Origin of the sequence: Curtobacterium sp. NPDC088465 (assembly GCF_044753165.1) — a bacterium.
In the GTDB taxonomy this organism is placed as follows: Bacteria; Actinomycetota; Actinomycetes; order Actinomycetales; family Microbacteriaceae; genus Curtobacterium.
Window position 1 is genome coordinate 1,212,821 of record NZ_JBIVMR010000001.1, and the last position, 23,845, is coordinate 1,236,665.

The following is a 23,845-nucleotide window of genomic DNA, read 5'->3' on the forward strand; positions in this document are numbered from 1 at the left end:
CCGTGTGGAGAACTCGGCGCACCGATCTGGGAGGATGAGGTCCGTCATGCAGTCCGTTGCCCAGGCCGTCGAACGACTCGACGCACTCGCAGCCACCGAGCCCGTCGCCGTCCTCGCTCGGGCGTTCGCCGACGCCGGACACGAGCTGGCGCTGGTCGGCGGCCCCGTCCGCGACGCCTTCCTCGGCCGTGCCGTCACCGACCTCGACTTCACGACCGACGCCCGCCCCGACGACGTCCTGCGCATCGTCGAGCCGATCGCGAGCGCGACGTGGGACGTCGGTCGGCAGTTCGGCACCATCGCCGCCCGGGTCGCCAGCGAGCAGGTCGAGATCACGACCTACCGCAGCGACGTGTACGACGGCGAGACCCGCAAGCCCGAGGTGGCGTTCGGTGACACCATCGAGGACGACCTGCTCCGCCGTGACTTCACGGTGAACGCCATGGCGCTCCGCCTCCCCCAGCGTGAGCTCGTCGACGTGCACGGCGGGGTCGAGGACCTGCTCGCCGGGCGCCTGCACACCCCGCAGGCGGCGCCCGTCTCGTTCCGCGACGACCCCCTGCGCATGATGCGCGCCGCACGATTCACCGCGCAGCTGGGCTTCACGGTGTCCGACGAGGTGCGTGCCGCGATGACGGACCTCGCCGACTCGATCGACATCGTGTCGGCCGAGCGGGTGCGTGACGAGCTCGTGAAGCTGCTGAACACGTCCGAGCCGGTCCCCGGCATCCGCCTGCTCGTGGACACCGGGCTCGCCGAGCGCTTCCTGCCCGAGCTCCCCGCGATGCGGCTGGAGATCGACGAGCACCACCACCACAAGGACGTGTACGAGCACTCGCTGACGGTGCTGTCCCAGGCCATCGGGTACGAGGCCGAGCGGCACCCGGGCGAGGCCCCCGACACCGTGCTCCGGCTCGCGGCCCTGCTGCACGACATCGGCAAGCCGGCCACCCGCAAGCTCGAGCCCGGCGGTGCCGTCAGCTTCCACCACCACGACCTGGTCGGCGCGAAGCTCGCGAAGAAGCGACTGCGGGCGCTGCGGTTCGACAACGACACCATCGCCGCCGTCTCCCGACTGATCGAGCTGCACCTGCGGTTCTTCGGCTACACCGAGGGTGCCTGGACCGACTCCGCCGTCCGCCGCTACGTCCGGGACGCCGGCCCGCTGCTCGAGCGCCTGCACGAGCTCACCCGCTCGGACGTCACGACGCGGAACCGCCGCAAGGCCGACCGGCTCGGCTTCGCGTACGACGACCTCGAGGACCGCATCACGGCGCTGGCCGACCAGGAGGAACTCGACTCGATCCGTCCGGACCTGACGGGCGACGACATCATGCGGATCCTCGACATCCCGCCGGGGCGTGCCGTGGGCGAGGCGTACCGCCACCTGCTCGAGGTCCGCATGGACGAGGGTCCCCTCGGCACCGACGAGGCCGAGCAGCGCCTGCGCGCCTGGTGGGCCGAGCGCGACGCGACCACCTGACGGCGCGACCGCCTGACGACGCCGGCCGCTCTGCACGACCGGTGGCGCGCCTCCAGGCCGTGGGCTAAGCTACTCGAGTTGTCCACGCGCTCCTGCGCGTCCGGACACATGCATCAACCCTCCTGCTCCGGGAACCGCCCGGAGCCGCCGAGACCAAAGGAGGTGGGTTCCGCATGCACCAGTACGAACTGATGGCGATCCTCGACCCCGAGATCGACGAGCGCACCGTCGCTCCCAGCCTGGACAAGTTCCTCGCGGTCATCCGCAACGACGGTGGCACCGTCGACAACGTGGACGTCTGGGGCCGTCGTCGCCTGGCCTACGAGATCGCGAAGAAGTCCGAGGGCATCTACGCCGTCGTCGACTTCACCTCGACGCCCGAGGCCGCCAAGGAGCTCGACCGTCAGCTCGGTCTCTCCGAGGCCGTGCTCCGCACGAAGGTCCTCCGCGCCGAAGAGGCGATCGCCCAGGTCGCCGCGCAGAAGCAGCGCGACGAGGCCCGCGCGGCCCGCAAGGCCGCGAACGCGACCGCGAGCGCCGAGTAGCTCATGGCCGGCGAAACCGTCATCACGGTGGTGGGCAACCTCACCGCAGACCCGGAGCTGCGGTACACGCAGAACGGGCTCGCGGTGGCGAACTTCACCATCGCCTCCACCCCTCGCACGTTCGACCGTCAGGCGAACGAGTGGAAGGACGGCGACGCGCTGTTCCTCCGTGCGAGCGTGTGGCGCGAGTTCGCCGAGCACGTGGCGGGCTCGCTGACGAAGGGCTCGCGCGTCATCGCGCAGGGTCGTCTCCGTCAGCGCTCCTACCAGGACCGTGAGGGCCAGCAGCGCACGAGCATCGAGCTCGAGGTCGACGAGATCGGCCCGTCGCTCCGCTACGCGACCGCCCAGATCACCCGCGCTGCGGGTGGCTCCGGTGGCGGTCGTGGCCAGGTCGGCGGCGGCAACGCCTCCGGCGGTGGCCAGGGCGGGAACGGCGGCGGCTGGAACAACAACAGCGGCGGCGGTCAGTCGGACGCACCGTGGTCGCCCCAGGGCGGCCAGCAGGGCGGCAACGCACAGTCGAACGACGTGTGGAGCCAGCCCGGCGGCTCGTACGACGACGAGACCCCGTTCTGATCCTCAGCGGTCTGACGGACACACAACTTCTTCTTCTCTAAGGACAAACAATGGCTGGAAAGAGCACCGGCGACCGCCGGAAGCCTCGCGGCAAGGGTGGCAAGAACGCCGCTCCCGCGAAGTCGATCAAGGTCGGCGTCATCGACTACAAGGACGTCGCGACCCTGCGCAAGTTCATCTCGGAGCGTGGCAAGATCCGCGCCCGTCGCATCACCGGCGTCTCCGTCCAGGAGCAGCGCCTCATCGCCCGTGCCGTGAAGAACGCCCGTGAGATGGCGCTCCTCCCCTACGCCGGCTCCGGCCGCTGATCAGGAGGATCACCATGTCGAAGCTCATCCTCACCCACGAGGTCTCCGGCCTCGGTTCCGCCGGTGACGTCGTCGACGTCAAGAACGGCTACGCCCGCAACTACCTCATCCCCCAGGGCTTCGCCGTCGCGTGGTCCAAGGGCGGCGAGAAGCAGGTCGAGTCGATCCGTGCGGCCCGTGCCGCTCGCGAGCTCGCCACCATCGAAGAGGCCCAGGACCTCAAGATGAAGCTCGAGAACGCGACCATCAAGCTGACCGTCAAGGCCGGCAAGGACGGCCGCCTGTTCGGCTCGGTCCGCCCGGCGGACGTCGCCGACGCGGTCCAGGCGCAGGGCGTCGGTTCGCTGGACAAGCGCAAGGTCGAGGTCCCCGCGACCATCAAGACCGTCGGTGACCACGAGGCCACCGTGCGTCTGCGCGAGGACATCACCGCGGTGATCTCCCTGCAGGTCGTCGCCGCGAAGTAAGCAGCGTCACCACCGTCGAAGGGCGGGTCTCCTCCGGGAGGCCCGCCCTTCGTCGTGCGCGCGGCTCGCCGCGCGCGGGTGTTGCTGTGGGACAGGTGTTGCTGCGTTGGCCGGTTACCCCTCGCTCCCGTCCGGGCTTGCTGGGAACGAACCGAGAACGCTCCCCACAGGAGGGCCTGTTGTCAAGTCGTTTTACACAGTCGAAACGCCCCGAATCGGAACCTTCAAGGTGTACTTGAACCGCGGTTCTCCACACACGGTGTGGAACGGAAAAGCCCAGGTCCAGGGCAAGAACACGTGTTCGAACGCCGACTTGCCCACACGTCCATCCACAGTTGTGCACATGCGTGTCCGGCGTGTTCCGCATCCTCTCCACAGAGTTATCCACAGGGCCGTTTGCTGGGGATAACTCTGTCCCCGTAGCTTGGCCCAGCGACTCGGCGGAGGGCTGGGGATGTCGGTCGTCCGGGGTAGGAAAGCCGGTGTGGGCCGAGGCCCGCACCGTCACGACAAGAGGGAGTCCGTGTGTCGATCGCGCATCTCGATCCGTCCCCGCAGGACCTGTCCGAACGGGGTTCGGAGCGGACGCCGCCGCACGACCTGCTCGCGGAGCAGTCCACCATCGGCGGCATGCTGCTGTCGAAGGACGCCGTCGCCGACGTCATCGAGACCGCGCGCGGGGTGGACTTCTACATCCCGAAGCACGAGGTCATCTTCGACGCGATCCTGTCGCTGTACTCGCACGGTGAGCCCACCGACGTGATCGCCGTCACCGACGAGCTGACCAAGACCGGACTGCTCTCCCGCGCCGGCGGCGCCGAGTACCTGCACAGCGTCACGAGCATGGTGCCGACCGCGGCGAACGCCGGGTACTACGCAGCGATCGTCGCCGAGAAGGCCGTGCTCCGCCGTCTGGTCGACGCGGGCACCCGCATCGTGCAGATGGGCTACGCGTCCGAGGGTGAGGTCACCGACCTCGTGAACAGCGCGCAGGCCGAGGTCTACAACGTCGCCGGCGGCGTGCAGACCGAGGACTACGTGCCCCTCACCGACGCCATCGGCGCCGCGATCGACGAGATCGAGGCCGCCAAGGGGCGCGACGGGCAGATGACCGGCGTCCCGACGGGGTTCAGCGGCCTCGACGCCCTGACGAACGGCTTCCACCCCGGGCAGCTCATCATCGTCGCCGCCCGACCCGCGCTCGGCAAGTCGACCCTGGCCCTCGACCTGTGCCGCGCCGCAGCGCTCAAGCACGACCAGACCGCCGCGTTCTTCTCGCTCGAGATGGGTCGCGCCGAGATCGCGATGCGCCTGCTCTCCGCCGAGTCGAGCGTGCCGCTGCAGAACATGCGCAAGGGCACCGTCGACTCCCGTGACTGGACGACCATCGCGCAGACCCGCGGGCGCATCAACGACGCCCCGTTCTTCATCGACGACTCCCCCAACATGACCCTGGTGGAGATCCGGGCGAAGTGCCGCCGGCTCAAGCAGCAGCACAACCTCAAGCTCGTGGTCATCGACTACCTGCAGCTGATGACCTCGGGCAAGAAGGTCGAGAGCCGTCAGCAGGAGGTCTCGGAGTTCTCGCGTGCGCTGAAGCTCATGGCGAAGGAGCTCGGCGTGCCGGTCATCGCGCTGTCGCAGCTGAACCGTGGTCCGGAGCAGCGTGCCGACAAGAAGCCCATGATCTCGGACCTGCGTGAGTCGGGCTCCATCGAGCAGGACGCCGACATGGTCATCCTGCTGCACCGTGAGTCGGCGTACGAGAAGGACAACCCGCGTCAGGGTGAGGCGGACCTCATCGTGGCCAAGCACCGCAACGGCCCGACGGACACCATCACGGTGGCGTTCCACGGGATGTTCTCGCGGTTCGTCGACATGCCGCAGTAGGGCGACCTGTCGCCGCGCCCATGACCCGTTTCCTTCGCGCACAACTCGTCGCCGTTCCCGTGGGCGCGGGGGCGCCGGTCCGTCGCCCACCCCGGGTCCGGGGAGCGCGCGCGAAGAGTCCGCATGACGCACCTTCACCGAGAAGGATCGCGGTCCACCCATCTGAGACAAGAGTTCCCGACAGCCAGCGCTAGCAGACGCCTCAGCGACGCGCCGACCTCGCCCGCGCTGGATGGCTCCGCGTTCGGTGTCGCCGAGTCAGAGGCAAACCTGTTGCGTCTCGGGCAACACGGCCGCCAGGCGTTCTCGGTCGGCGTTGGTGAAGCCGAGCTTCTGCCAGAACGGCCCCGATCGTCGAGAGAACAGCCAGGCGCACGATGCCCCGGCCTGTGCCGCTTGTTCGAGTGCGAACATGGCGAGGCGCGAGCCGGCACCGGCCGCACGACGGTCGGGTGCCACGGCGACGCTCCGGATCAGCGCGTCGGTGCCGTCCCGGCTCAGCTCGAAGCCGGTGCTACCGATTACTGTCCCCGCTTCTCCTGTTCGATCCAGAGGTGAACGGTCGGCTCGTCGAGACCGGCAAGGGTCAGGTCGGCGTCGCGCAGGAAAGCACGAATGGGTTCGACGTCATGCTCGGTCATGGTGTGGAACGTCACACGTTCATCGTTCCAGCGGCGTCCGGTGGCCGATCGGCTATCGGGACGGTCACGATGAGCTGTAGGTGCGTCAGTTGATTGCTCGCCGCACCGCATCTGCATCCTTCATCCGTGTCCGCTTCACTGCGGTGGCGGTCTGCTTCCTGACTCTTGTACGTCAGAGACAATGCGGTGTGATCTCTGGATTGACTCTCCCCGCCACCATCCCCTCCCGCGACCGTGAGCTGCTGCTCCGACGGGCCACAGCCGCGGACCTGCATCCGATCATCCGGCTCCTGTCGGACGATCCGATCAGCGCCGGGCGTGGCGACGTGGGGAGCACCGCGGACGAGGCGGCCTATGCGGAAGCCTTGCAACGCATCATCGGCGACCCGAGCAATGATGTGCTCGTCCTGGAAGACGAGCTCGCAGCCGTCATCGGCACGCTGCAGCTGACGGTCATCCCCGGAATGGCTCGACGAGGCAGTGCCCGGCTGCTGGTCGAGGCAGTCCGCGTCGCCGGCACAGAGCGGTCTTCGGGCGTCGGAACGAGTCTGATGCGATGGGTTGTCGCGCAGGCCGCGATCGAACTCAGGACTCCGCTGGTGCAGCTGACCTCCGACGCTGCGCGTACCGATGCGCACCGCTTCTACCGTCGTCTCGGTTTCATCGACTCGCACGTGGGCTTCAAGTTCACCGTGTCATTACCCGACGCGCCTGCCCGGTAGCCGATCGGCTACTAATACCCCTTCGTCTGACGGCGGTCAAGCTCCTCGAGGTCGTCGTCGAGTCGAGCGAGGACTGACGCGGGGGCCTCGGGGGACCAGAGACCACGAAGCCACCGCGCCGCCTGTAAGAGGTCGCTACGTTCAGTGTCTTGCCGCATCACGAGAGTGTGTATGTGCTCGGCTGCAAGTTCAAACGCGCCAGGGTCGGGAGGGACGTCCGAGGCGATCGAGAGTTGAATCGACCGACCTCCAACTCCCAGAATCGGGTGAAGCGCCGGGGGTGCAGCCAGCCTGTGAGCTGCATGCTGACGCGCGCGACGGTCTTGGTTCCGCTGGAAGATTTGCGCCGCGAGCCAAGACATGGCACTACTGTGCCCCGTCCCCCTGCGTCTGATAGCCGACGCGGCAGCGACAGTCTGGCTAGCATCATGCTATGTGGACGCTTGTTCAGCCTGAGTCGCCGACCAACGGGCGTTACAGCACAGCGCTGGCGCTGCTGATCTGCTCTGCGGCGGGCTTCGCGATCCTTTGGGCGATCATGTGGCTCCCCGTGCTCCTAACCGGCAGCGAGGGCACCCTCTTCCTCTACCCGATTGTCTTCTTACTGGCCGTAGGACCGTGGGGCGGAACCTGGACCGCCCTCGCGCTAGCGGCACGGTCCCGAAAGGAAGCAGGGGCTAAGCGCAGCGAGGCAGTCATGGCCGCGAGTGCGGTCCTGCTTGCCCTGGGACCCGTGTTGCTCTGGTTCGGGCCAGTAGTCGCTTGAGGGTTTGTCTCGCTAGCCGATGGTCCTCCGGACACCGTTCCGCCGAATAGGGGCAGCAGCGACGCCGCTCGTCTACTGGTGTCGTTGACGTTCGCGTCGGCGGTGCAAGGCGACGACCACCAGCGTCGCGATCGCTGTCGTTGCTGCCACGACGCACACCTGCGTCAGTACCGGCCATGGGATCAAGTAGGGCGCCACCAGAAACGCGGCGCTCGATGCGCCCGCCACGACCAGAGTCAGGATCACGACGGCCGCAACGGCGCCGACCGTGCCGAGTGGACGTCGACGCAGGAACCAATCCGGTAGACCCGCCAACGCTCCAGCAGCGAGCCCGAACACGAATGTGGCCGCCGCCGCTCCCACGAGCACCGGAACCATGATCGGGATGAACGACAAACCACTGGTCGAACGCTCGACAACGGCACCGACGACAACGCCCGCGATCGGGACGGCGACAACAGCTGCGGCCCCCGCCCACGCCGTCGTCAACGGCAAGACAGACAGCAACGTCCGACGCCCGGGCGTCCCGCCGGACTCAGTCACCGTCATAGAACCGAAATTGTCAGAGACGCGAGACATCCGTTCAGCCTAGGCCGCGCCCAAACCAGAGGAACAGCCCACCATGCCGTCTCGATAGCCGATCGGCTACCGGACGCGAGAGGCGTCAGCGAGACCGCTTCGTCCTGGTGAGCGCGATCCCGGCGAAGATTGCACCGATTACGGCGAGGGCCGCGCTGAAGATGACCCACGGGCTGAAGAAGCTGTCGCCGTCAAGAATTCGGGACGTGATCGTGAGCACTTGGGACAGGACGACCAAGGATCCGACGAGAATCATGGTGCCACGCGACCACGTTCGCTTCTTCTCGGGTTCTTTGCTCACGACCCCATCTTGCACCGTGCAGAAAGGCAGCCGTAACGCCCGATGGGGCTTGTCATCTGATACGCCGATGTGACGTCGAGAGCACAGCTGACGAGCACTGAGAAGAGCAGCCGGAAATTTCCAACCCCTTCGACTCAATCGCGATCTCGAGCTCGGCCGATCAGCGCATCAACCCACAAGCCCGCGCCGCCAATCAGAAGAACGACGGCGAGGACCCACGTCGGGAAGCCGTGTGTCGTGATCGCGGTCCGCGCTGGCGTCAGTAGGCACGCCAGGCCCAGCACAAGGGAGGCGGTAGCAATGCTCGCCCGACGCCAGAACGATGACTTGCTCATGAATCGAAGGTAGCGAGCAGCAGACGGCGAGGCTTGATCTCAGCTGTCCGGTAGTTGATCGGCTATCGGGACTCTGTGGAGGGGGAGGGCATGTCCCCGTCCTCGTACGACCCGACCATCGCCTCGAACTGCGGGCAATCCGCGTCCTTTTCGGTGCCCTGAACTCGACACTCCCCAATGCGACGCCGTCGGCTGACGCGCCGCACCCCAGTGCTGCTCGCCCCCACACCCCGACCAGCTGACCCGCCATCACGGTCAGCTGGAAGCCTCAGATCCACGAGGAGGTCAGAGAGCCCGCCTTTGTCGAACCGAGCCGGTCACGGATCCTTACGTTCAGCTGAGGTGCACTTCAGACGTCCGCCTGGGGTCACGTGCTGGCCGTCTGGCCAGAGCGCCTCCCTCCTCGGCTGGATGCGCGGGCCCTCGCGTAGCTGTCAAGCTCCGACCGGCGCACTGCCCACTGGACGATGAGGGGATCGAACATGCAGGTGAGGACACACGCACTCTTGGCCACCGTTGCTGCTGGAGCACTGGTTCTGGCAGGCGCTGGAGTGGCGCACGCCGACGGCACCTCGGACGCGGACGCAGTTGCTCAGGACATCGCGCGCGTTGCTCCTGAATTGGATGTGCAGGACGGTGGTTCGTCGGTGACGACGCTCCCAGAAGACACCGCCGGTGCGATCGAGCTCGCAACTGCGGACGGCACATTGCGCTTCGGCCTGCCGGGGGCTGCACGGAACGCGGTCGGGCAAGCTGCGGCGGACGGTACGGTCGTCTACGCCAACGCCGCGACGTCGACTGACGTGGCAGCACAGGCGCTCAGCGATGGAGTGCGCGTCCAGGCAGTCTTGCAGGACAACGCCGCGCCGTCGCGCTTCACGTACGCACTGCCGGACTCGGTCGTCCCAGTTCTGAACGAGGACGGTTCAGTCGTGCTCTTCGACAGCCCGGAGACGGACGACACCGTGCCGTCCGTCGCAGGCATCATCGACGCTCCCTGGGCAAAGGACGCGGCTGGTGTCACTGTCCCGACCCACTACGAGGTGGACAGCGGACGCCTCGTCCAGGTGGTCGAACACAGGAATGCAGGAACCACGTACCCAGTGGTCGCAGATCCGAAGATCACTGCGGGTATCACCGGCACTCCTTACGGGCCCGGCGCGTACATCAACCTGACCGGAGCGGAGATGAAGGCGATCGCTACGGCAGTGGCAGCCGTTACGGGACTCAGCGCTGCCGCCATCTGCGGGGGCGCGACCAAACTCCCGGCGGGACCCGCGAAAGCGGCCGCGATCCTCTGCACCGCCGTTGGAGGAGTGACGGTGAAGCAGGTCTTCACGAGCATCGCGAAGATCTACTCGAACAAGAAGTACGCGGGCAACTCCTGCTACCAGACGAAGATCGGCGGCGAGTCTCGACCCTTCGTGAAGACCGCTCGAAGCAACTGCAGTTGAGGTGCAATGAACTTGCTGAAATACATTCCGATTCCCATCGTCGTCCTCGGCTTGATCGGCTTCCTCACCGACATAGGCTGGTGGTTGCTCGCCATCATCGGAGCCGCCTCAGCACTCGCCCTCATCGCTGGAGATGCCGTGATCGCCCGACGGAAGCGGCAGAGGCCAGGACCGCGGTGAGGCGACGACCGCCCCAGCAGCCTTCGATGCTGGGGCGGTCGTCGCTCGTCGAGGTGTCGACCCACGCGGGAGTCGCGATCTGGATCCCGCGCTCAGGGCGGAGACCAAAGTGAAGCATCGGTTCTCATCGCCGAGCGTCCGGTAACCGCTGAGCTTCCGGACGTCGTCGTCGAAGGCGCCACTACCGCGCGGACTCCTGGGCGATCAGCCGTCCCAGCTCTTCTGGACGACTCCACATCGGCCAGTGCCCGGTCGGGAGATCGACGACGTCGACTCGCTCGAGCTTTGCGATCGGCGCGAACATCGGATGCCCCGCGCGGGCAAGCTCGAGGACCTGCGCGCTCGGGAAGGAACAACACACCAGCGTGGTCGGCACACGCGTGCCTCCCTGATCGTGCAACACGACCGGATCGCGCAGGACGGAGGCGGGCTGCGACACGGCCTGCATGCGGAACTGCTCGAGGTCCGTGTCGCTCAGACCGTCCATGCTGGCCTGGTCGGAGAGTTGGTCGAAGGGCGGCAGCGGCAGCTCGACGACATCCTCCGGGAGATCGGGCTCGGACAGGGTCTCGCTACCTGTGCGATCCTGCTGGTGTGCGCTACCGGCTGATGAATGAGTACAGCCGCGACTGGCCGCTGTTGCACGACGACGGTCCTTGCGACGCTGGCACGCCGTCCTTCACGCCCCGACTTGAGCACGAGATTCTCGAATGGGCTCGCGACTTCAACGAGAACTACGGCATCGAAACTGGCTGGCCGACTGAGGCGGCTGCGCGCTCCCACGAACGCCAAGGACGTCGTCTGCTGCTGCTCGTCGAACGAGAGCTGCCGGAGGGAGACGACGTGGTGCTCGGCTACTGGGAGACCAATAAGCGCAAGGGGATGTAGACCCTAGAGCCGTCCGGTCAAGAACCGGCTGTCGGACACGGATCTCAGGTCGATTCCGCTCCGGCGCTGGTTCTGCGGACTCCTGCGCGGCGCACAACGAAAGAGCCGATCGTTGCCGGGACTGCGAGGAGCACGGAACTCAAGGAAGCGCCGGAAGCGATGACAAGGGACCGCTCGGCGCGCTCGGGGTCCTCCCCGGGGAGGTTGCCGATGAGGGCGAGCAGGTAGATCGGCAGCGCAAGCGCGAGGAGCCAGAAGAATCCGGCGACGAGCGCCAGCACGAGTGCCAGGTTTAGCTTGCGCGTGTCCGGTTCTCCGCGTTGTCGTCGCACAGCTCATCAAACCAGTCGGCGATGAAAACTACGGCTCGCATCTCGACAGCCGATCGGTCAGCGAGACCGCTGCTCGGCATCGGCTGACGGCCAGACGGCCGCCGTTTCATCAGCCGATCGCTACGCGGTGTCCTTTCGGGGCAGGATCAGGAGTACTGCCGGGAGGGCGGCGGCGCAGATGATCGCCACACCGGTGATGTCGGAGCTCAAGCTCTGACCGGTCAAGATGTCGATCGGCTCGCCGATGCAACCGATGGCAACGATGAGTCCGAGGGGGATGAGCGCTGGAAGCCCCCTCGCGCCGCGCCATGCTCGGACGCTGCCCGTCATCAGCAGAGCAGCGCCGGCGATACACGCAACGATGAAGTACACGACCCCGCGAGACGCAGCGAGGCTGTGGAGGTGGCCGACGTTTCCTCGATGGAGGGCCTGATCCGTGGCGAGCACGATTGCCAGCGCGACGAGCGAGAAGCCGTACGCGGCGGCGAGCACCGCTGCGATCCGTACCGCCGGAGTCAAGCGAAGCGGTGCATTGCCATGCCCGGTACTCATGGGCTGAAGGTAACAGCGGTCTGACGGCCTGACGGTCGTCTGAGTCAACGAGAAGCATCCGCTCGCGCCGCTCCGAACGCCGGATCGAGATGCTGCGTCGCGCAGGGGGCGCTGCCCGGGGGGCGTGCTGGCTCGACTCCCGCCTGGTCGGCTCGCGAACGTGTGAGCACCGTCGCACCGAAGGGCGCTCGGGGACCCGACGTCCGCGGACCGGTCCGCCCTGCCGGATGATGGGTCCGTGAACCGCACCGACCGCCTCTACGGCATCGTGGAGGAGCTCCGGGCCGCCGCACCCCGGCCGCGGAGCGCACGCCGTCTCGCGGAGCGGTTCGAGGTGTCCGTGCGGACCGTCGAGCGGGACCTGGCGGCGTTGCAGCAGTCGGGTCTGCCGATCTGGGCCGAGCGCGGCCGCACCGGCGGGTACGTCATCGACGCATCTGCCACGCTCGGCCCCGCCGGCTTCACGCCGGACGAGGCCCTCGCGGTGCTGATCGGCCTCGGCGCCCTCGGCAACAGCCCGTTCCGGCAGGCCGCCCGGACCGCGGCACGCAAGGTGCTCGCGGTCATGCCGGACCGCGACGCGGCTCGCGCCGGTGCCGCTGCGTCCCGGGTGCACTTCCTGGAGGCCGACGAGGACCCCGTCACGCAGGTCGCCTTCGCGGAGGCGCTGGGTGCGGACCGGGTGGTGCGCCTGCGGTACCGAGCTGCGGACGGCGCGGTCTCGATCCGGGACGTCGAACCGCTGGGATCGATCGAGAAGGACGGGCAGTGGTACCTGGTGGCGTGGTGCCGACTGCGTGACGGCGTCCGTGCGTTCCGCGCCGACCGGATGGTGGCGATCGAGGTCACCGACGAACGACCACCGAGGCGCGTGCTCCGGACCGAGGACCTGGGCGTCGAGTACGGGCGACTGCGCCCGGTCGTCGACTGACCGCGTCCGCGCTCTCACGACGGGATCCCGCGGACACGGACGGGATCCCGCGAACACCGACAGGACGGTGTCGCGACCCCCGGTGAGGCTGGGCGCCGACCACGTCAGCACCAGCACCACCGGAGGAACCCTTGTCGTTCGCATCCATCCGCATCGTCACCGACGACCTCGACCGCCTCGTCGCCTTCTACGAGCGGGTCACCGGCCAGCGCGCCGAACGCCCCGCGCCCGTCTTCGCGCAGTTCACCGGACCCGGCGCGACCCTCGCGATCGCCGGTACCGCCACCGTCGCGATGCTCGGCGGGGCCCTGACGCCCGCCACGAACCGGTCGGTGTTCATCGAGTTCGCGGTGGCCGACGTCGACGGCGCCTTCGCGGGGCTCCGGCTCGGACCGGAGGACGTCGTCCTCGAGCCGACCACGATGCCCTGGGGCAACCGCTCGGCGCTGGTCCGTGACCCCGACGGCAACGTCGTCAACCTGTTCAGCAGGCCGGTGCCCGACCGCGCCCGGTGACCACGAGGTCGGGCCGCGCCCCTCCCGGTGGACCGGCTACTGCGCCGGTCCGAGCAGTGCCCGTGCGGCTGCCGCTGCCGCCCGGGCCCACGGTCGGGACGGGTCGGCCTGCGCACTGGCCATGGCGCCGTCGTAGAGCAGGCAGAGCTGGAGCGCGGTGCCGTCGACGTCCGCGGAGCCGGCTTCTGCCAGGAGGCCGCTGAACAGTCCGCGCACCCAGTCGCGATGTTCGAGCGTCACCTCGTGCGTGGGGTGTCCGGCGCCGTACTCGGCCTCGACGTTGATGAACGGGCACCCGCGGTAACCGGGCTCGTCGAACCACTCGCCGAGCAGCGCGAACACGGCGACGATCCGCTCGTGCGGTGTCGCCCCGCGCTGCGGGAGCTCGGTCGCGACGTGGTCCTGCCAGGCGGTGCTCCGGCCGCGCAGGTAGCCGAGCACGAGGTCGTCCTTCGTGCGGAAGTGCGTGTAGAGGCTCGCCTTCGAGATGTCCGCTGCTGCCGCGACCTGGTCGACCCCGACGGCGTGGATGCCCTGCTCGTAGAACAGCCGGTCGGCGGTCGCGACGGCGCGTTCGTACGCGGGACGGCGGCGTGTCTTGGTGGGCTCGGCCATGGTTTGACTTTACTGCACCGATCTGTACAGTTACCAGCACCACAAACCAAACAGATCTGTTCAGTTAGGACTGTCCCATGAGCACCACCGCCCTCATCACCGGTTCCACCAGCGGCATCGGCCGCGCGACCGCCGAGCTCCTCGCCTCGCGCGGCGTGCACGTCGTCGTGTCCGGCCGCAGCGCCGAGCGCGGCGAGGAGGTCGTCCGCGGCATCCGCGCGGCCGGCGGTACCGCAGACTTCGTGCGCGCCGAGCTCGGCGACGCGGAGAGCGCCAGGGCCCTCGCCGCTGCGGCGCTGCGCATCGGTGACGGTCGGGTCGACGTGCTCGTGAACAGCGCGGGCATCTTCCCGTTCGGCCCGACCGCCGACACCACGCCCGAGGGGTTCGACGAGGTCTACGACCTCAACGTCAAGGCGCCGTACTTCCTCGTCGCAGCGCTCGCGCCGGGCATGGCGGAGCGTGGCACGGGCGCGATCGTCAACGTGACCACGATGGTCGCCGAGTTCGGCGCCGCCGGCATGGGCCTGTACGGCTCGACCAAGGCGGCGCTGGTCCTGTTGACGAAGTCGTGGGCGGCCGAGTTCGGTCCCTCCGGCGTCCGCGTGAACGCGGTCAGCCCCGGACCGACCCGTACCGAGGGCACCGCGGCCATGGGTGAGGCACTCGACCAGTTGGCCGCGGCCGGTCCGGCGGGTCGCCCGGGCTCCGCGCAGGAGGTCGCCGAGGCGATCGCGTTCCTCGCGGCCGACGCGGCGTCCTTCGTGCACGGCGCGGTCCTGCCCGTCGACGGCGGCCGCATCGCCGTCTGACCCACCCGTCCACGGACGCGCGACGGCCCCGCTGCGTCCGGGAGGGACGTGGCGGGGCCGCGGGAGGAACCTCCCGTCCGTCAGGTGGGCACCTGACGGACGGGAGGGACCGGGTCAGGAACGGGCGCGTCGACGACGCAGCGTGCGTGCGCCGATCAGGCCGGCACCGGCGACGAGCAGCCCGAGTGCCCATGCGACCGGCGAGGTCTCGTCGGCGCCGGTGTAGGCGAGCCGGCCGTGGCCCTTCGGCGCCGACGCGGTGCCGTGCTGCACCGCAGCGGGGGTCGTGGTGCCGCCCGGGACGGCCGCGACCGGCGTCGGCGTCACCTGCACGTCGAACGCGGTGCTGAAGTCGGACGCGCTGACCGTCAGGCGGTGCACCGAGGCGTGCGGGAAGGTGACCCCGACGAAGCCCGAGTCACCGAGCAGGGAGTCCTGTTCCACGACGTCGGACGCGACGTTCGAGCGGACGTCGATGGTGGTCACGCCGAGGTCGTCCTCCTCGTCCTCGACCGCGTTGCCGAACTCGTCGACCAGGGTGCCGGACAGCAGCAGCGTGCCGCCCTGCGGGACGGTCGGGGTGCCGCCGGGGACCTCGTCGATGAACTCCGACCCGCCGAAGGGCGTCTGCTCCCAGTCGGTGTGCTCGGTGACGACCGACCCGTCGGCCTTGATGATCCAGGACCGGAGCGAGCCGGACTTCTTCGTCGCCTCGTCGTCGAACCAGCCGACCGGGAAGCCGGCCTTCGCGTAGTCGATGAAGTCGGCGCGGTCGACCGCGGTCGCCTCGAGCCCGACCGGTGCGGCGGCCTGCACGTCGAGCTCGACGGTCTGCGTCACGGTCTCGGTCCCGCTCGTCGCGGTGACGGCGAAGTCCCAGTACGAGGCATCGACGGTCGTCCCGCTGAGCACGCCGGTCGCCGGGTCGAACGAGATCCCCTCGGGCAGCTGGTCGGCCGGGGTCCAGCCGTCCGCGTCCTCGCCGTCCTCGGAGTTGTAGTAGTCGAGGGCCAGCACGGGCTTCGGTGAGCCGATCGCGCGGAAGGTGTACGAGAACGCCTCGCCCGCGGTCGCGGTGAGGGTCAGGTCGCCCTCGGTCGTGATGCCGTCGGTGACCGGCTCGCCGTCCTCGTCGACGAAGACCGGGGCCTGCGTGATCGGGTCGGTCTGGGCCGACTCGGACTCGACGGCGATCCCGCCCTGCGTGTTCGTGACGGCGACCATGACGACCTTGCCGGCGTCGGTGGGCTTCACCACGTAGCTCTGGCCCTGGCTGACGGACGTGCCGTCGATGGTCCACGAGTAGCTGAGGTTCGCCGGGGCGGTGAAGCCCGAGGGCTCGGCCGTGAGCTTCGACCCGACCGCGGCGACGCCGTCGATCGTCACGGTGCCGGCGGCCGCGGGGCGGTCGGCGGTCGTCGTGGAGGAGCCGGTCGGCTCGTCGCCCTCGGACGGGGTCGGCGCGTCGGTGGCGGGTGTCTCGGTGGCGGGGGCGTCGGTCGTGGGAGCAGCCGTCGACGGTGCTTCGGTGGCGGGGGCGTCCGAGGTCGGGGTCCCCGTCGCGGGTGCCTCCGTGCCCGGCGTGTCGGTACTCGGGCTGTCGGTGCTCGGGGCGACCGTCGACGTGGTCCCGCCGTCCGCGACGGCGGTGCTCGTCGTCGGCTCGAGGGCGGAGGCCGACGTCGCGGTCATGATGCCGAGGCCGGTCGTGAGGCCGACGAGGGCGATGGTCGTGCCGACGGCGCAGGCGCGTCGGGCGGTGGAGGTGCTACGGCGCACGGGTTCCCCCAGGGGTCAGGTGACAGAACGGGAATCTGTCGGTTCGCGCAGAGTAGGAGGATCCTGGGCGCGCGGCTGGTCCCCCGCCCGAGGGGCAGACGGGAAAGTCCCGGTCAGCACCGGTCGTTCCACCGTGGGCTGAACGGGGGCTCAGGCAAGATCCGCCGCGCGGATGACTCGGGTGGCCGGGTGGCGACGCGGGAACCGGCGCATCCGCACACCTCGGGACGACCTACCCTGGACGGATGCTCTCCCGCCGTGACGCCGCGATCCGGCTCGACATCCCCCTCGAGATGGCCGCTCGCCACGGCATCCCGTCGCACATCGGCGAGGCCGAACTCGAGCGCATCGAGCAGGACCCGCCCGCCTGGCTGGTGCAGTCCCGGGGCAACCGCACGGGGACGAAGAAGGTCTGGACGCACCTGGAGTGCGCCGTCTGCGGGTTCTCCGAGCAGGAGCGGCCGAAGAAGTGGTGGCCGGACTGGACGCTGCTCGTGTGCGACGACCACGACGAGGTGCCGCCGCCCGCGGCCGGGACGACGCGGCACCTCGTGTACGGCGTCGGCAGTCGGTTCACCGCCCTGGTCGACGAGCCGTCCTGATCGTGACGAGTCGGGCTGATCGCGACGAGTCGGGCTGATCGCGACGAGTCGGGCTGATCGCGACGACTCCTCGGTCAGTCGTCGAGCGTGACGGCGTCCCACGCGAACGTCGTCACCCGACCCGTCTCCCAGTCCCGCCGGAGGACGCCGTACGCCACCGACGCCAGCGGTGCTCCGCCCTCGACCGGCCACGACTCCCGGTAGTGCGCCTCCTGCACCCACCCGGCGCGCAGGAACACGCGTCGCATCGCGGTGTTGTCCTCGCGCGTCTGCCCCTCGAAGCGCGTCACGTCGGGCATGGTGCGGAACACGTGGTCGGTCACCGCTCGGAGCGCCGGCACCCCGAGTCCCTGCCCACGGATCGCCGGGGCGAGCCGCAGGTCGAGCAGTGGTGCCGGGTCCTGCAGGTCCTCGAGGACGACCAGCCCGACGCGTCCGAGCCGCTCGTCGTCGAGCCACCACGAGTCGTGCTCGTCGTCGCGGAACGCACCGCGGTCGATCGCGCGCTCCAGGTCGACGCGGGTGGGCTGCGGACGGACGTGGAAGGGGAAGCGGGCAGACGTGTGGAAGGTGACCATGGCCTCCCGGTCGGCGCCCTGCGGGTCGGTCCTGGTCAGCGTGATCGTCACGCCCCCACGGTACGACCCGGGGATCACCGTTCGGGTGGGGTCGCGAGCAGGAGCTGTGCGTCCAGCACCGGGTCCGCGACCGCGGTGCGCGCCAGCGCGTCCGCCGCCGTGCGCACGGCGGACCGCTCCTCGGGGGTCATCCGGCGCAGCGCCGCCCGGAACTCGACGGCCCGACGCGCGAGCACGCGCTCGACGAGCGCGAGGGCGTCCTCACCGGCGGTGACCAGGACCTCGCGACCGGAGGTCCTCCGGGTCACCCACCCGTCGCGGACCAGACGGTCGACCATCCGCGTGATGCCGGACGGGAGCAGCCCGAGCTCGACGGCCAGGTCCCCGGCCCGCAGCGGCCCGCGGGTGGCCAGGAGGACGAGGATCCGGTACTGCTGCAGCGTCACCTGCTCGAGCGCGGGCGCGAGGGAGCGGAGCACGATGCCGAGCCCGACGACCGACGCGTCCACGACGGACGACTCCGTTCGTGACTGCTGCTCATCGTCGTCGCCCACCGGGCCAGCCTACGGCGACGTGGCCCGGTCGACGCTGCGGTGGTCGGGCCGGAACCCGTGGTCGGTCCCCCACAGCACCGCGTCGACCCTGGTCCGGGCGCCGATCTTGCTGTAGAGCGTGCGGATGTGGGTCTTCACCGTGTTCGGGCTGAGGTGCGTCAGTTCGGCGATCTCGTCGTTGCGTTTCCCCTGGGTGATCAGGGCGAGGATCTCGGACTGCCGGTCCGAGATCCCGAGCTCGCGGCCGGGCCAGTCGACACCCGGCCCGCTCGCCACCCGACGTCGCGGCTCGTCCAGCACCCGCTCGCCCGCCGCGACGCGGAGGAGCCCGCCGGCGAGCTGCTCGGCGGTCGAGCTCTTCGCGAAGTAGCCCGTCGCGCCACGGGACACGGCGGCGTCGATGAGGTCCTGGTCCATCTTCCACGTGAAGACGGCGACGGTCCGGATGCGGGGGTTCGCGGCCAGCCGGGTCACGTCCTCGTCGTCGGGCTGCGGCTGGGCGAACGTGTCGTAGAGCGCCACGTCGACGTCCACGGTCACCCGGTGACGGGCGTCGAGCTGCACGACCTCGAGTCGGTCCGAGAACGGGGCGAGCAGGTCGGCGAGGCCGCGGAGGACGAGTTCGTAGTCGTTGACGAGTGCGACGCGGATGCGCTCGGACATCTGGATCCTCTCAGGACCACCCCTGGGGGTGAGACGGGCGCGATCGTGCCCTGGTTCGTTCGGGATCACCACGCTACGGACGGTGCTGTACCCCGTCCGCAGCCGGGCCTGGGAACCGCGACGGTTGCCCAGGAGCAAGTTCTCCTGGTCGGCGGTCTCCCGTCGGCCCTCGATCCCCCGGAAGGACCCCCATGTCGGATGCACTCGCTCCGTGGAACGCGACGCTGACGCTCGCGGAGCACACGCTCATCGTCTACGCACTCTCGGTCGCGGGACTCGCGCTCTTCGCGTTCTTCGTGAAGTCGTGGGTCTCGGTCAGCGAGGTCACCGGCCGGTACCGCAGCGGCGTGTACGCGGGGTTGTGCATCACCGGCATCGCGTTCCTGTCGTACGTCCTGCTCGTGCTCGAGTTCGCGATCGGCTACGACCGCAAGGGTGCGTCCTGGGTGCCGAACGCGAACGCGATCCTGTCCTGGGCGCCGCGCTACTTCGACTGGACCGTCACCGTGCCGCTGCTGGTGATCGAGCTCATCGCCGTCGCCACCCTCGCCGGTGCCGCGGCCCGTCGACTGCGTGCGGTGGGCATCGCCGCCGCGTTCCTGATGATCAGCACCGGCTTCGTCGGCGGTGTCGTCATCGACTCCGGCACGAACACGGGCGCGCTCTGGACCTGGGGCGTCATCTCCGGCGTCTTCATGGTGGTCCTGTACGTCCTCGTCATCTACGTCGTCGTCAAGGGCGGCCGTGACCTCAAGGGGACCGAGGCCGCCGGGACGCTCCGCAACGCCGGGATCCTGCTCATCGTCACGTGGATGGCGTACCCGATCATCTTCGGCCTGCAGGGCTGGGGGCACGGGGGCGCGGTCATCACGTGGATGCAGATCGTCCTGTCGGCAGCCGACATCGTCGCGAAGGTCGGCTTCGGGTCGATGATCCACAAGATCGCCAAGCTCCGCTCCGCCGAGGACGTCCGCACCGGCGTCGACACCCTCCCCGAGGCGCTCTGGATCTCGTCCGAGAAGCTCTCCGACGGCACGCTCCCGAACACCGCCACGGCGCACCACTCGCAGCACGCCACCGCCGCCCCCGGTGCGCAGCGTGCTCGTCGCTGACTCGACAGTCGCGACCAGCCAGGGGGTCGGAGCGCACGGCGTTCCGGCCCCCGGCCCCGTCCGTCCGGCACTGCCCGGCACCGTCGACGTCGCGATCGTCGGGGCCGGCTGCTCCGGCCTGGCCACCGCGATCCGGCTCGCCGAGGCCGAGGCCGAGGCCGAGGCCGAGACCGGGGCCGGGGCCGGGGCCGGTGCCGGTGTCGGTGTCGGTGCTGGTGCCGAGGCCGGTTCCGCGGGCGCACCGACCGTCCTCGTGCTCGAGGGGCGCTCGACGCCCGACCCGCGCTCGTGGTGCTCGTGGGACGACGGCAGCGATCCCCTGCCGGAGGCGCGGTCGGCGAGCTGGGACCGGTGGGAGGTCCGCACGGACCACGGAACGAGCACCGGGACCGACCCCGCACACCCCTACGTGCTCGTCCGGGCCGCCGATCGTCGGGAGGCAGCCGAGCGACGGATCGCCGCGGGTGGCCACGACACCGCCGGGACCGTCCGCGTCGTCGGCGGTGCCCCCGTCTCGACGGTCGTGCGCACCGACGACGGGTGCGTCGTGACCTCCCGACTCGGGACGGTGCGCGCACGGCAGGTGCTCGACGCCCGTGGACCCCGGTGCCCGGACCACATCGGCGCAGGCCGCGTGCTCCTGCACCAGCGGTTCGTCGGACACTGGGTCACCGCCGACCGACCCGTGTTCGACACGTCGTCCGCGACGCTCATGGACTTCACCGGACAGGACGCCGCCGGACCCGTCCGGTTCGTCTACGTCCTGCCGGTCTCCCCCACCGAGGCGCTCGTCGAGAGCACGGTCTTCACCCCGGACGCCGCCGACCCGTTCGACCACGAGGGCCACGTCGCCGGCTACGTCGGGCGACGGTGGGGGCTCCGTCCGGACGAGTGGCGCGTGGTCGACGAGGAACGCGGGTGCATCCCGATGACCGACGCACCGGCACGGCCCGACGCCCGGTGGTCGGCAGCGACCGCCGTCGTGGGGACGACCCGTCCGAGCAGCGGCTACGGGTTCGCCCGGAGCAACCGGCACAGCGCCCTCGTCGCGCAGCACCTCCCCGCCGGGACCGCGGTGCCGCCGTTCGTCGACGGGTGGCGGACGCGCTTCCTCGACGCGGTGTTCCTGCGGTTCCTGCGGGACCGGCCGGAGCAGGCAGCGGAGGCGTTCCGGCGGCTCTTCGCGCTGCCCGGTCCCCTCGTCGTCCGGTTCCTGTCGGAGCGGTCGGGCCCGATCGACGAGCTGCGCATCGTCCTGGCGCTGCAGAAGCGCCCGTTCCTGGCGGCACTGGCGCGGACCGTCCGTGACGCGGTCGTCCGGACCCGGACGGACCGGGACACGATCGCCCAGACCCGGACCCAGACCCGGACCCGGACCCGGACCCGGACGGACCGGGACACGGCCGCCCGGTCCGGGGGCCGATCGTGACCGCGGTGCCGGCGGGCGTCCTGCCCGACCGCGGGCTCGTAGCGCCGCCCGCCCTCCGCACCTGGGTCGCCGACCGCGTGCTCGCGCCGGTGACCGCGGTGCTCGCGCTCGTCGCACTCGCCTGCGCCGTCACGACGCTCAGCGGCGCTGCCGTCCCCGTGGCGGTGCAGCTCGTGCCCTTCGCGGTGAGCGTGCTGGTCTTCGGGCTCCCCCACGGCGCCCTCGACCACCTGGTCCCCGCGCGCCTGCGTCCGGGGACGAGCACCGCGCGGTCGGTCGACACGGTCGTGGCGCTCTACCTCGTCGTCGGCGCGGCGACGGTCGCGCTCTGGACCACCGCACCGCTGCTCGGCTTCGCGGTGTTCGTCGGGATCACCTGGTTCCACTGGGGGCAGGGCGACCTGTTCGTCGACCGGCTGCTCGGCGACGGCGTGCCGGGTGCGCTCGGGTCCACCCTGACCGTGGCGGTGCGCGGAGCCCTGCCGATGACCGTGCCGTTCGTCGCGCAGCCGGGTGCCGCCGCGCACGTGGTCGTCGAGTCGGCGGCGGTGGTCGACGGCGGGCTCGACGGCGCCGTGCTCGAGGTGCCCGGCGCGGTCCGGCTCGCCGGCGCCGTCCTGGTCGCCGCGCTCGTCGTGCTGCACGTCGTGATCGTCGCCCGTGCCGGCGGACCGCGCTGGCGGCAGGTCTCCGAGGACCTCGTGCTCGTCGCGTTCTTCGCCGTCGTGCCGCCGGTGCTCGCGGTCGGCCTCTACTTCACGCTGTGGCACGCGGTCCGGCACATCCTGCGCCTCGAGCTGACCGAGCCGACGAGCGCGGGACAGCTGCACCGCGGGCGGCTGCTCGCGCCGTTCCTCCGCTTCGCCCGTCAGGCGTGGCCGATCACCGCGATCGCGGTGGCGATGCTCGTGGCACTCGCCGTCGTGGTCCGCCGAGCCGACCTCGGCGTCTACCTGGTGCTCATCGCGGCACTCACCACCCCGCACACCGTCGTCGTCACGTGGATGGACCACGTGCAGCGCACCTGGTCCCGACGCACACCGGACCACGTGACGCACCCCCGTGCCGAGCGCTCGACCGAGCGCCCGGCACCAGCACCCCGAACGAAGGACACCCCGTGACCACCACACCCGCTCCCCGCCCGTCCGGCCTGCGCACGGGCGCGGTGTTCGCCGGTCGCATCCTCGTCATCGCGGCGGCCGTCGGCCTGGTCGGGTGGATCGCCTTCACCCTGTCGAACGTCGTGGTGCCCCTGCTCATCGGGCTGGTCGTCGCCGCGCTGCTCGTGCCCTTCAGTGCCCTGCTGCAGCGTCACGGTGTCCCGGGGTGGCTCGCGATCGTCCTCGCGCTGCTGTCGCTCGTCGTCGGGATCGCCCTGCTCGTCTTCCTGGTCGTCTGGCGCGTCAGCGAGCAGCTCCCGAGCCTCGAGGACCGCACGGTGGCGCTCATCGGCACCGTGCAGGACCTGCTGCGGCACCCGCCGTTCGGCCTGCCGTCGGTCGACCTCGACACGCTCTCGACGGACGCCAGGACCTTCGTCGAGCAGCACGCCGCCGAACTGCAGCAGGGCGTCGTCGTCGCGGGCGCCACCCTCGTGCACCTCGGCGAAGGGCTCTTCATCGTGACCTTCGTGACGATCTTCGCGCTCACCGGCGGACGGAGGATGTGGGAGTGGGTCGTCTCGCTCTTCCCCCGGGCCGCGCAGCACCGGATCGGCGTCGCCGGCGAGGCGGGGTGGACGACCCTGACGCACTTCATCCGCGTGCAGGTCGTCATCGCGGCGACGGACGCGATCGGCATCGCACTCGGCGCGTTCCTGCTCGGGGTGCCGCTCGCCGGGCCGATCGGTGTCGTGGTGTTCGTCGGGGCGTTCATCCCGGTCGTCGGGGCCTTCGCCGCCGGGGCCGTCGCGGTGCTCCTGGCACTGCTGTTCAAGGGCTGGGTGGTCGCCCTGGTCATGCTCGGGGTCGTCGTGCTCGTGCAGCAGCTCGAGGGCCAGGTGCTGCACCCGTTCCTGACCGGGTCCGTCGTCGCCGTGCACCCGCTCGCGGTGCTGCTCGCGGTGATCGCCGGCACGACGATCGGCGGGATCGCCGGCGGGTTCTTCGCCGTACCGCTCGCCGCGACCGCGAACTCGATGATCCGGGCGGCCCGGCAGGACGACCCCGACGTCGAGATCGCCCTGCCGATCCCGCAGAGCGCCGAGCCCGCCGCCTGACGCGGCCGCAGGGTC

General features: G+C 70.0%; 31 protein-coding genes. 18 read left to right on the plus strand and 13 right to left on the minus strand.

The window, feature by feature from the left end; translation table 11 throughout:
- Nucleotides 1-46: 46 nt before the first annotated feature.
- The 6 genes from ACIP6W_RS05655 (at nucleotide 47) to dnaB (ending at nucleotide 5,272) form a co-directional block, all read left to right on the plus strand.
- The gene (locus tag ACIP6W_RS05655; protein ID WP_400428623.1) at nucleotides 47-1,483 is read left to right on the plus strand and encodes a CCA tRNA nucleotidyltransferase; all 1,437 of its coding nucleotides are present in this window, start codon (nucleotides 47-49) and stop codon (nucleotides 1,481-1,483) included.
- 173 nt (nucleotides 1,484-1,656) lie between these two features.
- The gene (gene rpsF, locus ACIP6W_RS05660) at nucleotides 1,657-2,028 is read left to right on the plus strand and encodes a 30S ribosomal protein S6 (protein ID WP_058728349.1); all 372 of its coding nucleotides are present in this window, start codon (nucleotides 1,657-1,659) and stop codon (nucleotides 2,026-2,028) included.
- 3 nt (nucleotides 2,029-2,031) lie between these two features.
- Nucleotides 2,032-2,607 carry a single-stranded DNA-binding protein gene (locus ACIP6W_RS05665; RefSeq protein ID WP_209684775.1) on the plus strand — a complete coding sequence of 192 codons (576 nt, stop codon included), beginning with the start codon at nucleotides 2,032-2,034 and terminating at the stop codon, nucleotides 2,605-2,607.
- Nucleotides 2,608-2,657: 50 nt separating this feature from the next.
- The gene (rpsR, locus tag ACIP6W_RS05670) at nucleotides 2,658-2,915 is read left to right on the plus strand and encodes a 30S ribosomal protein S18 (RefSeq protein ID WP_017887834.1); all 258 of its coding nucleotides are present in this window, start codon (nucleotides 2,658-2,660) and stop codon (nucleotides 2,913-2,915) included.
- Between the two features lie 14 nt (nucleotides 2,916-2,929).
- Nucleotides 2,930-3,382, plus strand: coding sequence for a 50S ribosomal protein L9 (rplI, locus tag ACIP6W_RS05675; protein ID WP_058728351.1), 453 nt, complete (start codon nucleotides 2,930-2,932; stop codon nucleotides 3,380-3,382).
- Nucleotides 3,383-3,907: 525 nt separating this feature from the next.
- On the plus strand, nucleotides 3,908-5,272 hold the full coding sequence (gene dnaB, locus ACIP6W_RS05680) for a replicative DNA helicase (RefSeq protein ID WP_066657525.1): 1,365 nt from the start codon (nucleotides 3,908-3,910) through the stop codon (nucleotides 5,270-5,272).
- A 258-nt stretch (nucleotides 5,273-5,530) separates the two neighbouring features.
- Here the strand turns inward: dnaB and ACIP6W_RS05685 are convergent, their stop codons facing one another.
- Both ACIP6W_RS05685 and ACIP6W_RS05690 read right to left on the minus strand, forming a co-directional pair.
- Nucleotides 5,531-5,824 carry a GNAT family N-acetyltransferase gene (locus ACIP6W_RS05685; RefSeq protein WP_400428883.1) on the minus strand — a complete coding sequence of 98 codons (294 nt, stop codon included), beginning with the start codon at nucleotides 5,822-5,824 and terminating at the stop codon, nucleotides 5,531-5,533.
- Nucleotides 5,794-5,928, minus strand: a complete 135-nt coding sequence (locus ACIP6W_RS05690; RefSeq protein WP_268746761.1) for a hypothetical protein — start codon at nucleotides 5,926-5,928, stop codon at nucleotides 5,794-5,796. The genes ACIP6W_RS05685 and ACIP6W_RS05690 overlap by 31 nt, the downstream gene beginning before the upstream one ends.
- 65 nt (nucleotides 5,929-5,993) lie before the next feature.
- Here ACIP6W_RS05690 and ACIP6W_RS05695 point away from each other — a divergent pair, with 65 nt between their 5' ends.
- Nucleotides 5,994-6,635, plus strand: a complete 642-nt coding sequence (locus ACIP6W_RS05695) for a GNAT family N-acetyltransferase (RefSeq protein WP_326998615.1) — start codon at nucleotides 5,994-5,996, stop codon at nucleotides 6,633-6,635.
- Between the two features lie 838 nt (nucleotides 6,636-7,473).
- On the opposite strand, the gene ACIP6W_RS05700 is transcribed toward ACIP6W_RS05695, so the two are convergent.
- The 3 genes from ACIP6W_RS05700 to ACIP6W_RS05710 form a co-directional block, all read right to left on the minus strand.
- Complete coding sequence (locus ACIP6W_RS05700) at nucleotides 7,474-7,980, minus strand: hypothetical protein (RefSeq protein ID WP_144411406.1); 507 nt, start codon at nucleotides 7,978-7,980, stop codon at nucleotides 7,474-7,476.
- An 85-nt stretch (nucleotides 7,981-8,065) separates the two neighbouring features.
- The gene (locus ACIP6W_RS05705) at nucleotides 8,066-8,281 is read right to left on the minus strand and encodes a hypothetical protein (RefSeq protein ID WP_144411405.1); all 216 of its coding nucleotides are present in this window, start codon (nucleotides 8,279-8,281) and stop codon (nucleotides 8,066-8,068) included.
- 134 nt (nucleotides 8,282-8,415) lie between these two features.
- Nucleotides 8,416-8,616, minus strand: a complete 201-nt coding sequence (locus ACIP6W_RS05710; protein WP_144411404.1) for a hypothetical protein — start codon at nucleotides 8,614-8,616, stop codon at nucleotides 8,416-8,418.
- A gap of 467 nt (nucleotides 8,617-9,083) precedes the next feature.
- Here ACIP6W_RS05710 and ACIP6W_RS05715 point away from each other — a divergent pair, with 467 nt between their 5' ends.
- Nucleotides 9,084-10,070, plus strand: a complete 987-nt coding sequence (locus ACIP6W_RS05715; protein ID WP_400428627.1) for a hypothetical protein — start codon at nucleotides 9,084-9,086, stop codon at nucleotides 10,068-10,070.
- A 6-nt stretch (nucleotides 10,071-10,076) separates the two neighbouring features.
- Nucleotides 10,077-10,250: a hypothetical protein gene (locus tag ACIP6W_RS05720; RefSeq protein WP_400428629.1), complete on the plus strand. Its 174-nt coding sequence runs from the start codon at nucleotides 10,077-10,079 to the stop codon at nucleotides 10,248-10,250.
- A gap of 181 nt (nucleotides 10,251-10,431) precedes the next feature.
- Here ACIP6W_RS05720 and ACIP6W_RS05725 read toward each other — a convergent pair whose 3' ends face one another.
- Complete coding sequence (locus ACIP6W_RS05725) at nucleotides 10,432-10,737, minus strand: hypothetical protein (protein WP_400428631.1); 306 nt, start codon at nucleotides 10,735-10,737, stop codon at nucleotides 10,432-10,434.
- 107 nt (nucleotides 10,738-10,844) lie between these two features.
- Between ACIP6W_RS05725 and ACIP6W_RS05730 the strand changes: the two genes are divergently transcribed.
- On the plus strand, nucleotides 10,845-11,138 hold the full coding sequence (locus ACIP6W_RS05730) for a hypothetical protein (RefSeq protein WP_400428633.1): 294 nt from the start codon (nucleotides 10,845-10,847) through the stop codon (nucleotides 11,136-11,138).
- Nucleotides 11,139-11,182: 44 nt separating this feature from the next.
- On the opposite strand, the gene ACIP6W_RS05735 is transcribed toward ACIP6W_RS05730, so the two are convergent.
- Both ACIP6W_RS05735 and ACIP6W_RS05740 read right to left on the minus strand, forming a co-directional pair.
- Nucleotides 11,183-11,419 (minus strand): hypothetical protein, encoded by a 237-nt coding sequence (locus ACIP6W_RS05735; protein ID WP_066657508.1) that lies wholly within the window; start codon nucleotides 11,417-11,419, stop codon nucleotides 11,183-11,185.
- 171 nt (nucleotides 11,420-11,590) lie between these two features.
- Nucleotides 11,591-12,022 carry a hypothetical protein gene (locus tag ACIP6W_RS05740; RefSeq protein WP_144411402.1) on the minus strand — a complete coding sequence of 144 codons (432 nt, stop codon included), beginning with the start codon at nucleotides 12,020-12,022 and terminating at the stop codon, nucleotides 11,591-11,593.
- A gap of 238 nt (nucleotides 12,023-12,260) precedes the next feature.
- On the opposite strand from ACIP6W_RS05740, the gene ACIP6W_RS05745 reads away from it, so the two are divergent.
- Together ACIP6W_RS05745 and ACIP6W_RS05750 are read left to right on the plus strand one after the other, a co-directional pair.
- Complete coding sequence (locus tag ACIP6W_RS05745; RefSeq protein WP_400428636.1) at nucleotides 12,261-12,953, plus strand: helix-turn-helix transcriptional regulator; 693 nt, start codon at nucleotides 12,261-12,263, stop codon at nucleotides 12,951-12,953.
- Nucleotides 12,954-13,084: 131 nt separating this feature from the next.
- Entirely contained in the window at nucleotides 13,085-13,468 is a 384-nt protein-coding gene (locus ACIP6W_RS05750; protein ID WP_400428638.1) for a VOC family protein, read from the plus strand.
- 36 nt (nucleotides 13,469-13,504) lie between these two features.
- Here ACIP6W_RS05750 and ACIP6W_RS05755 read toward each other — a convergent pair whose 3' ends face one another.
- Entirely contained in the window at nucleotides 13,505-14,083 is a 579-nt protein-coding gene (locus ACIP6W_RS05755) for a TetR/AcrR family transcriptional regulator (RefSeq protein WP_400428640.1), read from the minus strand.
- A gap of 77 nt (nucleotides 14,084-14,160) precedes the next feature.
- Here ACIP6W_RS05755 and ACIP6W_RS05760 point away from each other — a divergent pair, with 77 nt between their 5' ends.
- The gene (locus ACIP6W_RS05760) at nucleotides 14,161-14,895 is read left to right on the plus strand and encodes an SDR family NAD(P)-dependent oxidoreductase (protein ID WP_144411401.1); all 735 of its coding nucleotides are present in this window, start codon (nucleotides 14,161-14,163) and stop codon (nucleotides 14,893-14,895) included.
- A 114-nt stretch (nucleotides 14,896-15,009) separates the two neighbouring features.
- On the opposite strand, the gene ACIP6W_RS05765 is transcribed toward ACIP6W_RS05760, so the two are convergent.
- On the minus strand, nucleotides 15,010-16,674 hold the full coding sequence (locus ACIP6W_RS05765; protein WP_400428642.1) for a putative Ig domain-containing protein: 1,665 nt from the start codon (nucleotides 16,672-16,674) through the stop codon (nucleotides 15,010-15,012).
- Between the two features lie 245 nt (nucleotides 16,675-16,919).
- Here ACIP6W_RS05765 and ACIP6W_RS05770 point away from each other — a divergent pair, with 245 nt between their 5' ends.
- Nucleotides 16,920-17,276 carry a hypothetical protein gene (locus ACIP6W_RS05770; RefSeq protein WP_066657492.1) on the plus strand — a complete coding sequence of 119 codons (357 nt, stop codon included), beginning with the start codon at nucleotides 16,920-16,922 and terminating at the stop codon, nucleotides 17,274-17,276.
- Between the two features lie 74 nt (nucleotides 17,277-17,350).
- Here the strand turns inward: ACIP6W_RS05770 and ACIP6W_RS05775 are convergent, their stop codons facing one another.
- From ACIP6W_RS05775 to ACIP6W_RS05785, 3 genes are read right to left on the minus strand one after another with little or no spacing between them, the layout of a single operon-like run.
- Nucleotides 17,351-17,905 carry a GNAT family N-acetyltransferase gene (locus ACIP6W_RS05775; protein WP_209684789.1) on the minus strand — a complete coding sequence of 185 codons (555 nt, stop codon included), beginning with the start codon at nucleotides 17,903-17,905 and terminating at the stop codon, nucleotides 17,351-17,353.
- A gap of 23 nt (nucleotides 17,906-17,928) precedes the next feature.
- Nucleotides 17,929-18,408, minus strand: coding sequence for a MarR family transcriptional regulator (locus ACIP6W_RS05780; protein WP_209684790.1), 480 nt, complete (start codon nucleotides 18,406-18,408; stop codon nucleotides 17,929-17,931).
- Nucleotides 18,409-18,417: 9 nt separating this feature from the next.
- Nucleotides 18,418-19,071, minus strand: a complete 654-nt coding sequence (locus ACIP6W_RS05785) for a response regulator transcription factor (protein ID WP_209684791.1) — start codon at nucleotides 19,069-19,071, stop codon at nucleotides 18,418-18,420.
- A 191-nt stretch (nucleotides 19,072-19,262) separates the two neighbouring features.
- Between ACIP6W_RS05785 and ACIP6W_RS05790 the strand changes: the two genes are divergently transcribed.
- From ACIP6W_RS05790 to ACIP6W_RS05805, 4 genes are read left to right on the plus strand one after another with little or no spacing between them, the layout of a single operon-like run.
- On the plus strand, nucleotides 19,263-20,183 hold the full coding sequence (locus ACIP6W_RS05790) for a bacteriorhodopsin (protein ID WP_400428645.1): 921 nt from the start codon (nucleotides 19,263-19,265) through the stop codon (nucleotides 20,181-20,183).
- A complete protein-coding gene (locus ACIP6W_RS05795; protein WP_400428646.1) occupies nucleotides 20,170-21,612 on the plus strand; it encodes a lycopene cyclase family protein in 1,443 nt (480 codons plus the stop codon). The genes ACIP6W_RS05790 and ACIP6W_RS05795 overlap by 14 nt, the downstream gene beginning before the upstream one ends.
- Nucleotides 21,609-22,733 (plus strand): Brp/Blh family beta-carotene 15,15'-dioxygenase, encoded by a 1,125-nt coding sequence (locus tag ACIP6W_RS05800; protein ID WP_209684794.1) that lies wholly within the window; start codon nucleotides 21,609-21,611, stop codon nucleotides 22,731-22,733. Before ACIP6W_RS05795 ends, ACIP6W_RS05800 begins: the two co-directional genes overlap by 4 nt.
- Nucleotides 22,730-23,830, plus strand: a complete 1,101-nt coding sequence (locus ACIP6W_RS05805) for an AI-2E family transporter (protein WP_209684795.1) — start codon at nucleotides 22,730-22,732, stop codon at nucleotides 23,828-23,830. Before ACIP6W_RS05800 ends, ACIP6W_RS05805 begins: the two co-directional genes overlap by 4 nt.
- The last annotated feature ends 15 nt before the right edge of the window (nucleotides 23,831-23,845 follow it).

Bases quoted from the DNA above. Each gene is read 5' to 3' on its own strand.
- ACIP6W_RS05655 (WP_400428623.1), top strand. From the start codon at position 47: ATGCAGTCCGTTGCCCAGGCCGTCGAACGACTCGACGCACTCGCAGCC.
- ACIP6W_RS05785 (WP_209684791.1), bottom strand. From the start codon at position 19,071: ATGTCCGAGCGCATCCGCGTCGCACTCGTCAACGACTACGAACTCGTC.
- ACIP6W_RS05760 (WP_144411401.1), top strand. From the start codon at position 14,161: ATGAGCACCACCGCCCTCATCACCGGTTCCACCAGCGGCATCGGCCGC.
- rpsF (WP_058728349.1), top strand. From the start codon at position 1,657: ATGCACCAGTACGAACTGATGGCGATCCTCGACCCCGAGATCGACGAG.
- ACIP6W_RS05665 (WP_209684775.1), top strand. From the start codon at position 2,032: ATGGCCGGCGAAACCGTCATCACGGTGGTGGGCAACCTCACCGCAGAC.
- rplI (WP_058728351.1), top strand. From the start codon at position 2,930: ATGTCGAAGCTCATCCTCACCCACGAGGTCTCCGGCCTCGGTTCCGCC.
- ACIP6W_RS05770 (WP_066657492.1), top strand. From the start codon at position 16,920: ATGCTCTCCCGCCGTGACGCCGCGATCCGGCTCGACATCCCCCTCGAG.
- ACIP6W_RS05715 (WP_400428627.1), top strand. From the start codon at position 9,084: ATGAGGGGATCGAACATGCAGGTGAGGACACACGCACTCTTGGCCACC.
- ACIP6W_RS05710 (WP_144411404.1), bottom strand. From the start codon at position 8,616: ATGAGCAAGTCATCGTTCTGGCGTCGGGCGAGCATTGCTACCGCCTCC.
- ACIP6W_RS05700 (WP_144411406.1), bottom strand. From the start codon at position 7,980: ATGTCTCGCGTCTCTGACAATTTCGGTTCTATGACGGTGACTGAGTCC.
- rpsR (WP_017887834.1), top strand. From the start codon at position 2,658: ATGGCTGGAAAGAGCACCGGCGACCGCCGGAAGCCTCGCGGCAAGGGT.
- ACIP6W_RS05740 (WP_144411402.1), bottom strand. From the start codon at position 12,022: ATGAGTACCGGGCATGGCAATGCACCGCTTCGCTTGACTCCGGCGGTA.
- ACIP6W_RS05720 (WP_400428629.1), top strand. From the start codon at position 10,077: ATGAACTTGCTGAAATACATTCCGATTCCCATCGTCGTCCTCGGCTTG.
- ACIP6W_RS05755 (WP_400428640.1), bottom strand. From the start codon at position 14,083: ATGGCCGAGCCCACCAAGACACGCCGCCGTCCCGCGTACGAACGCGCC.
- ACIP6W_RS05790 (WP_400428645.1), top strand. From the start codon at position 19,263: ATGTCGGATGCACTCGCTCCGTGGAACGCGACGCTGACGCTCGCGGAG.
- ACIP6W_RS05725 (WP_400428631.1), bottom strand. From the start codon at position 10,737: ATGGACGGTCTGAGCGACACGGACCTCGAGCAGTTCCGCATGCAGGCC.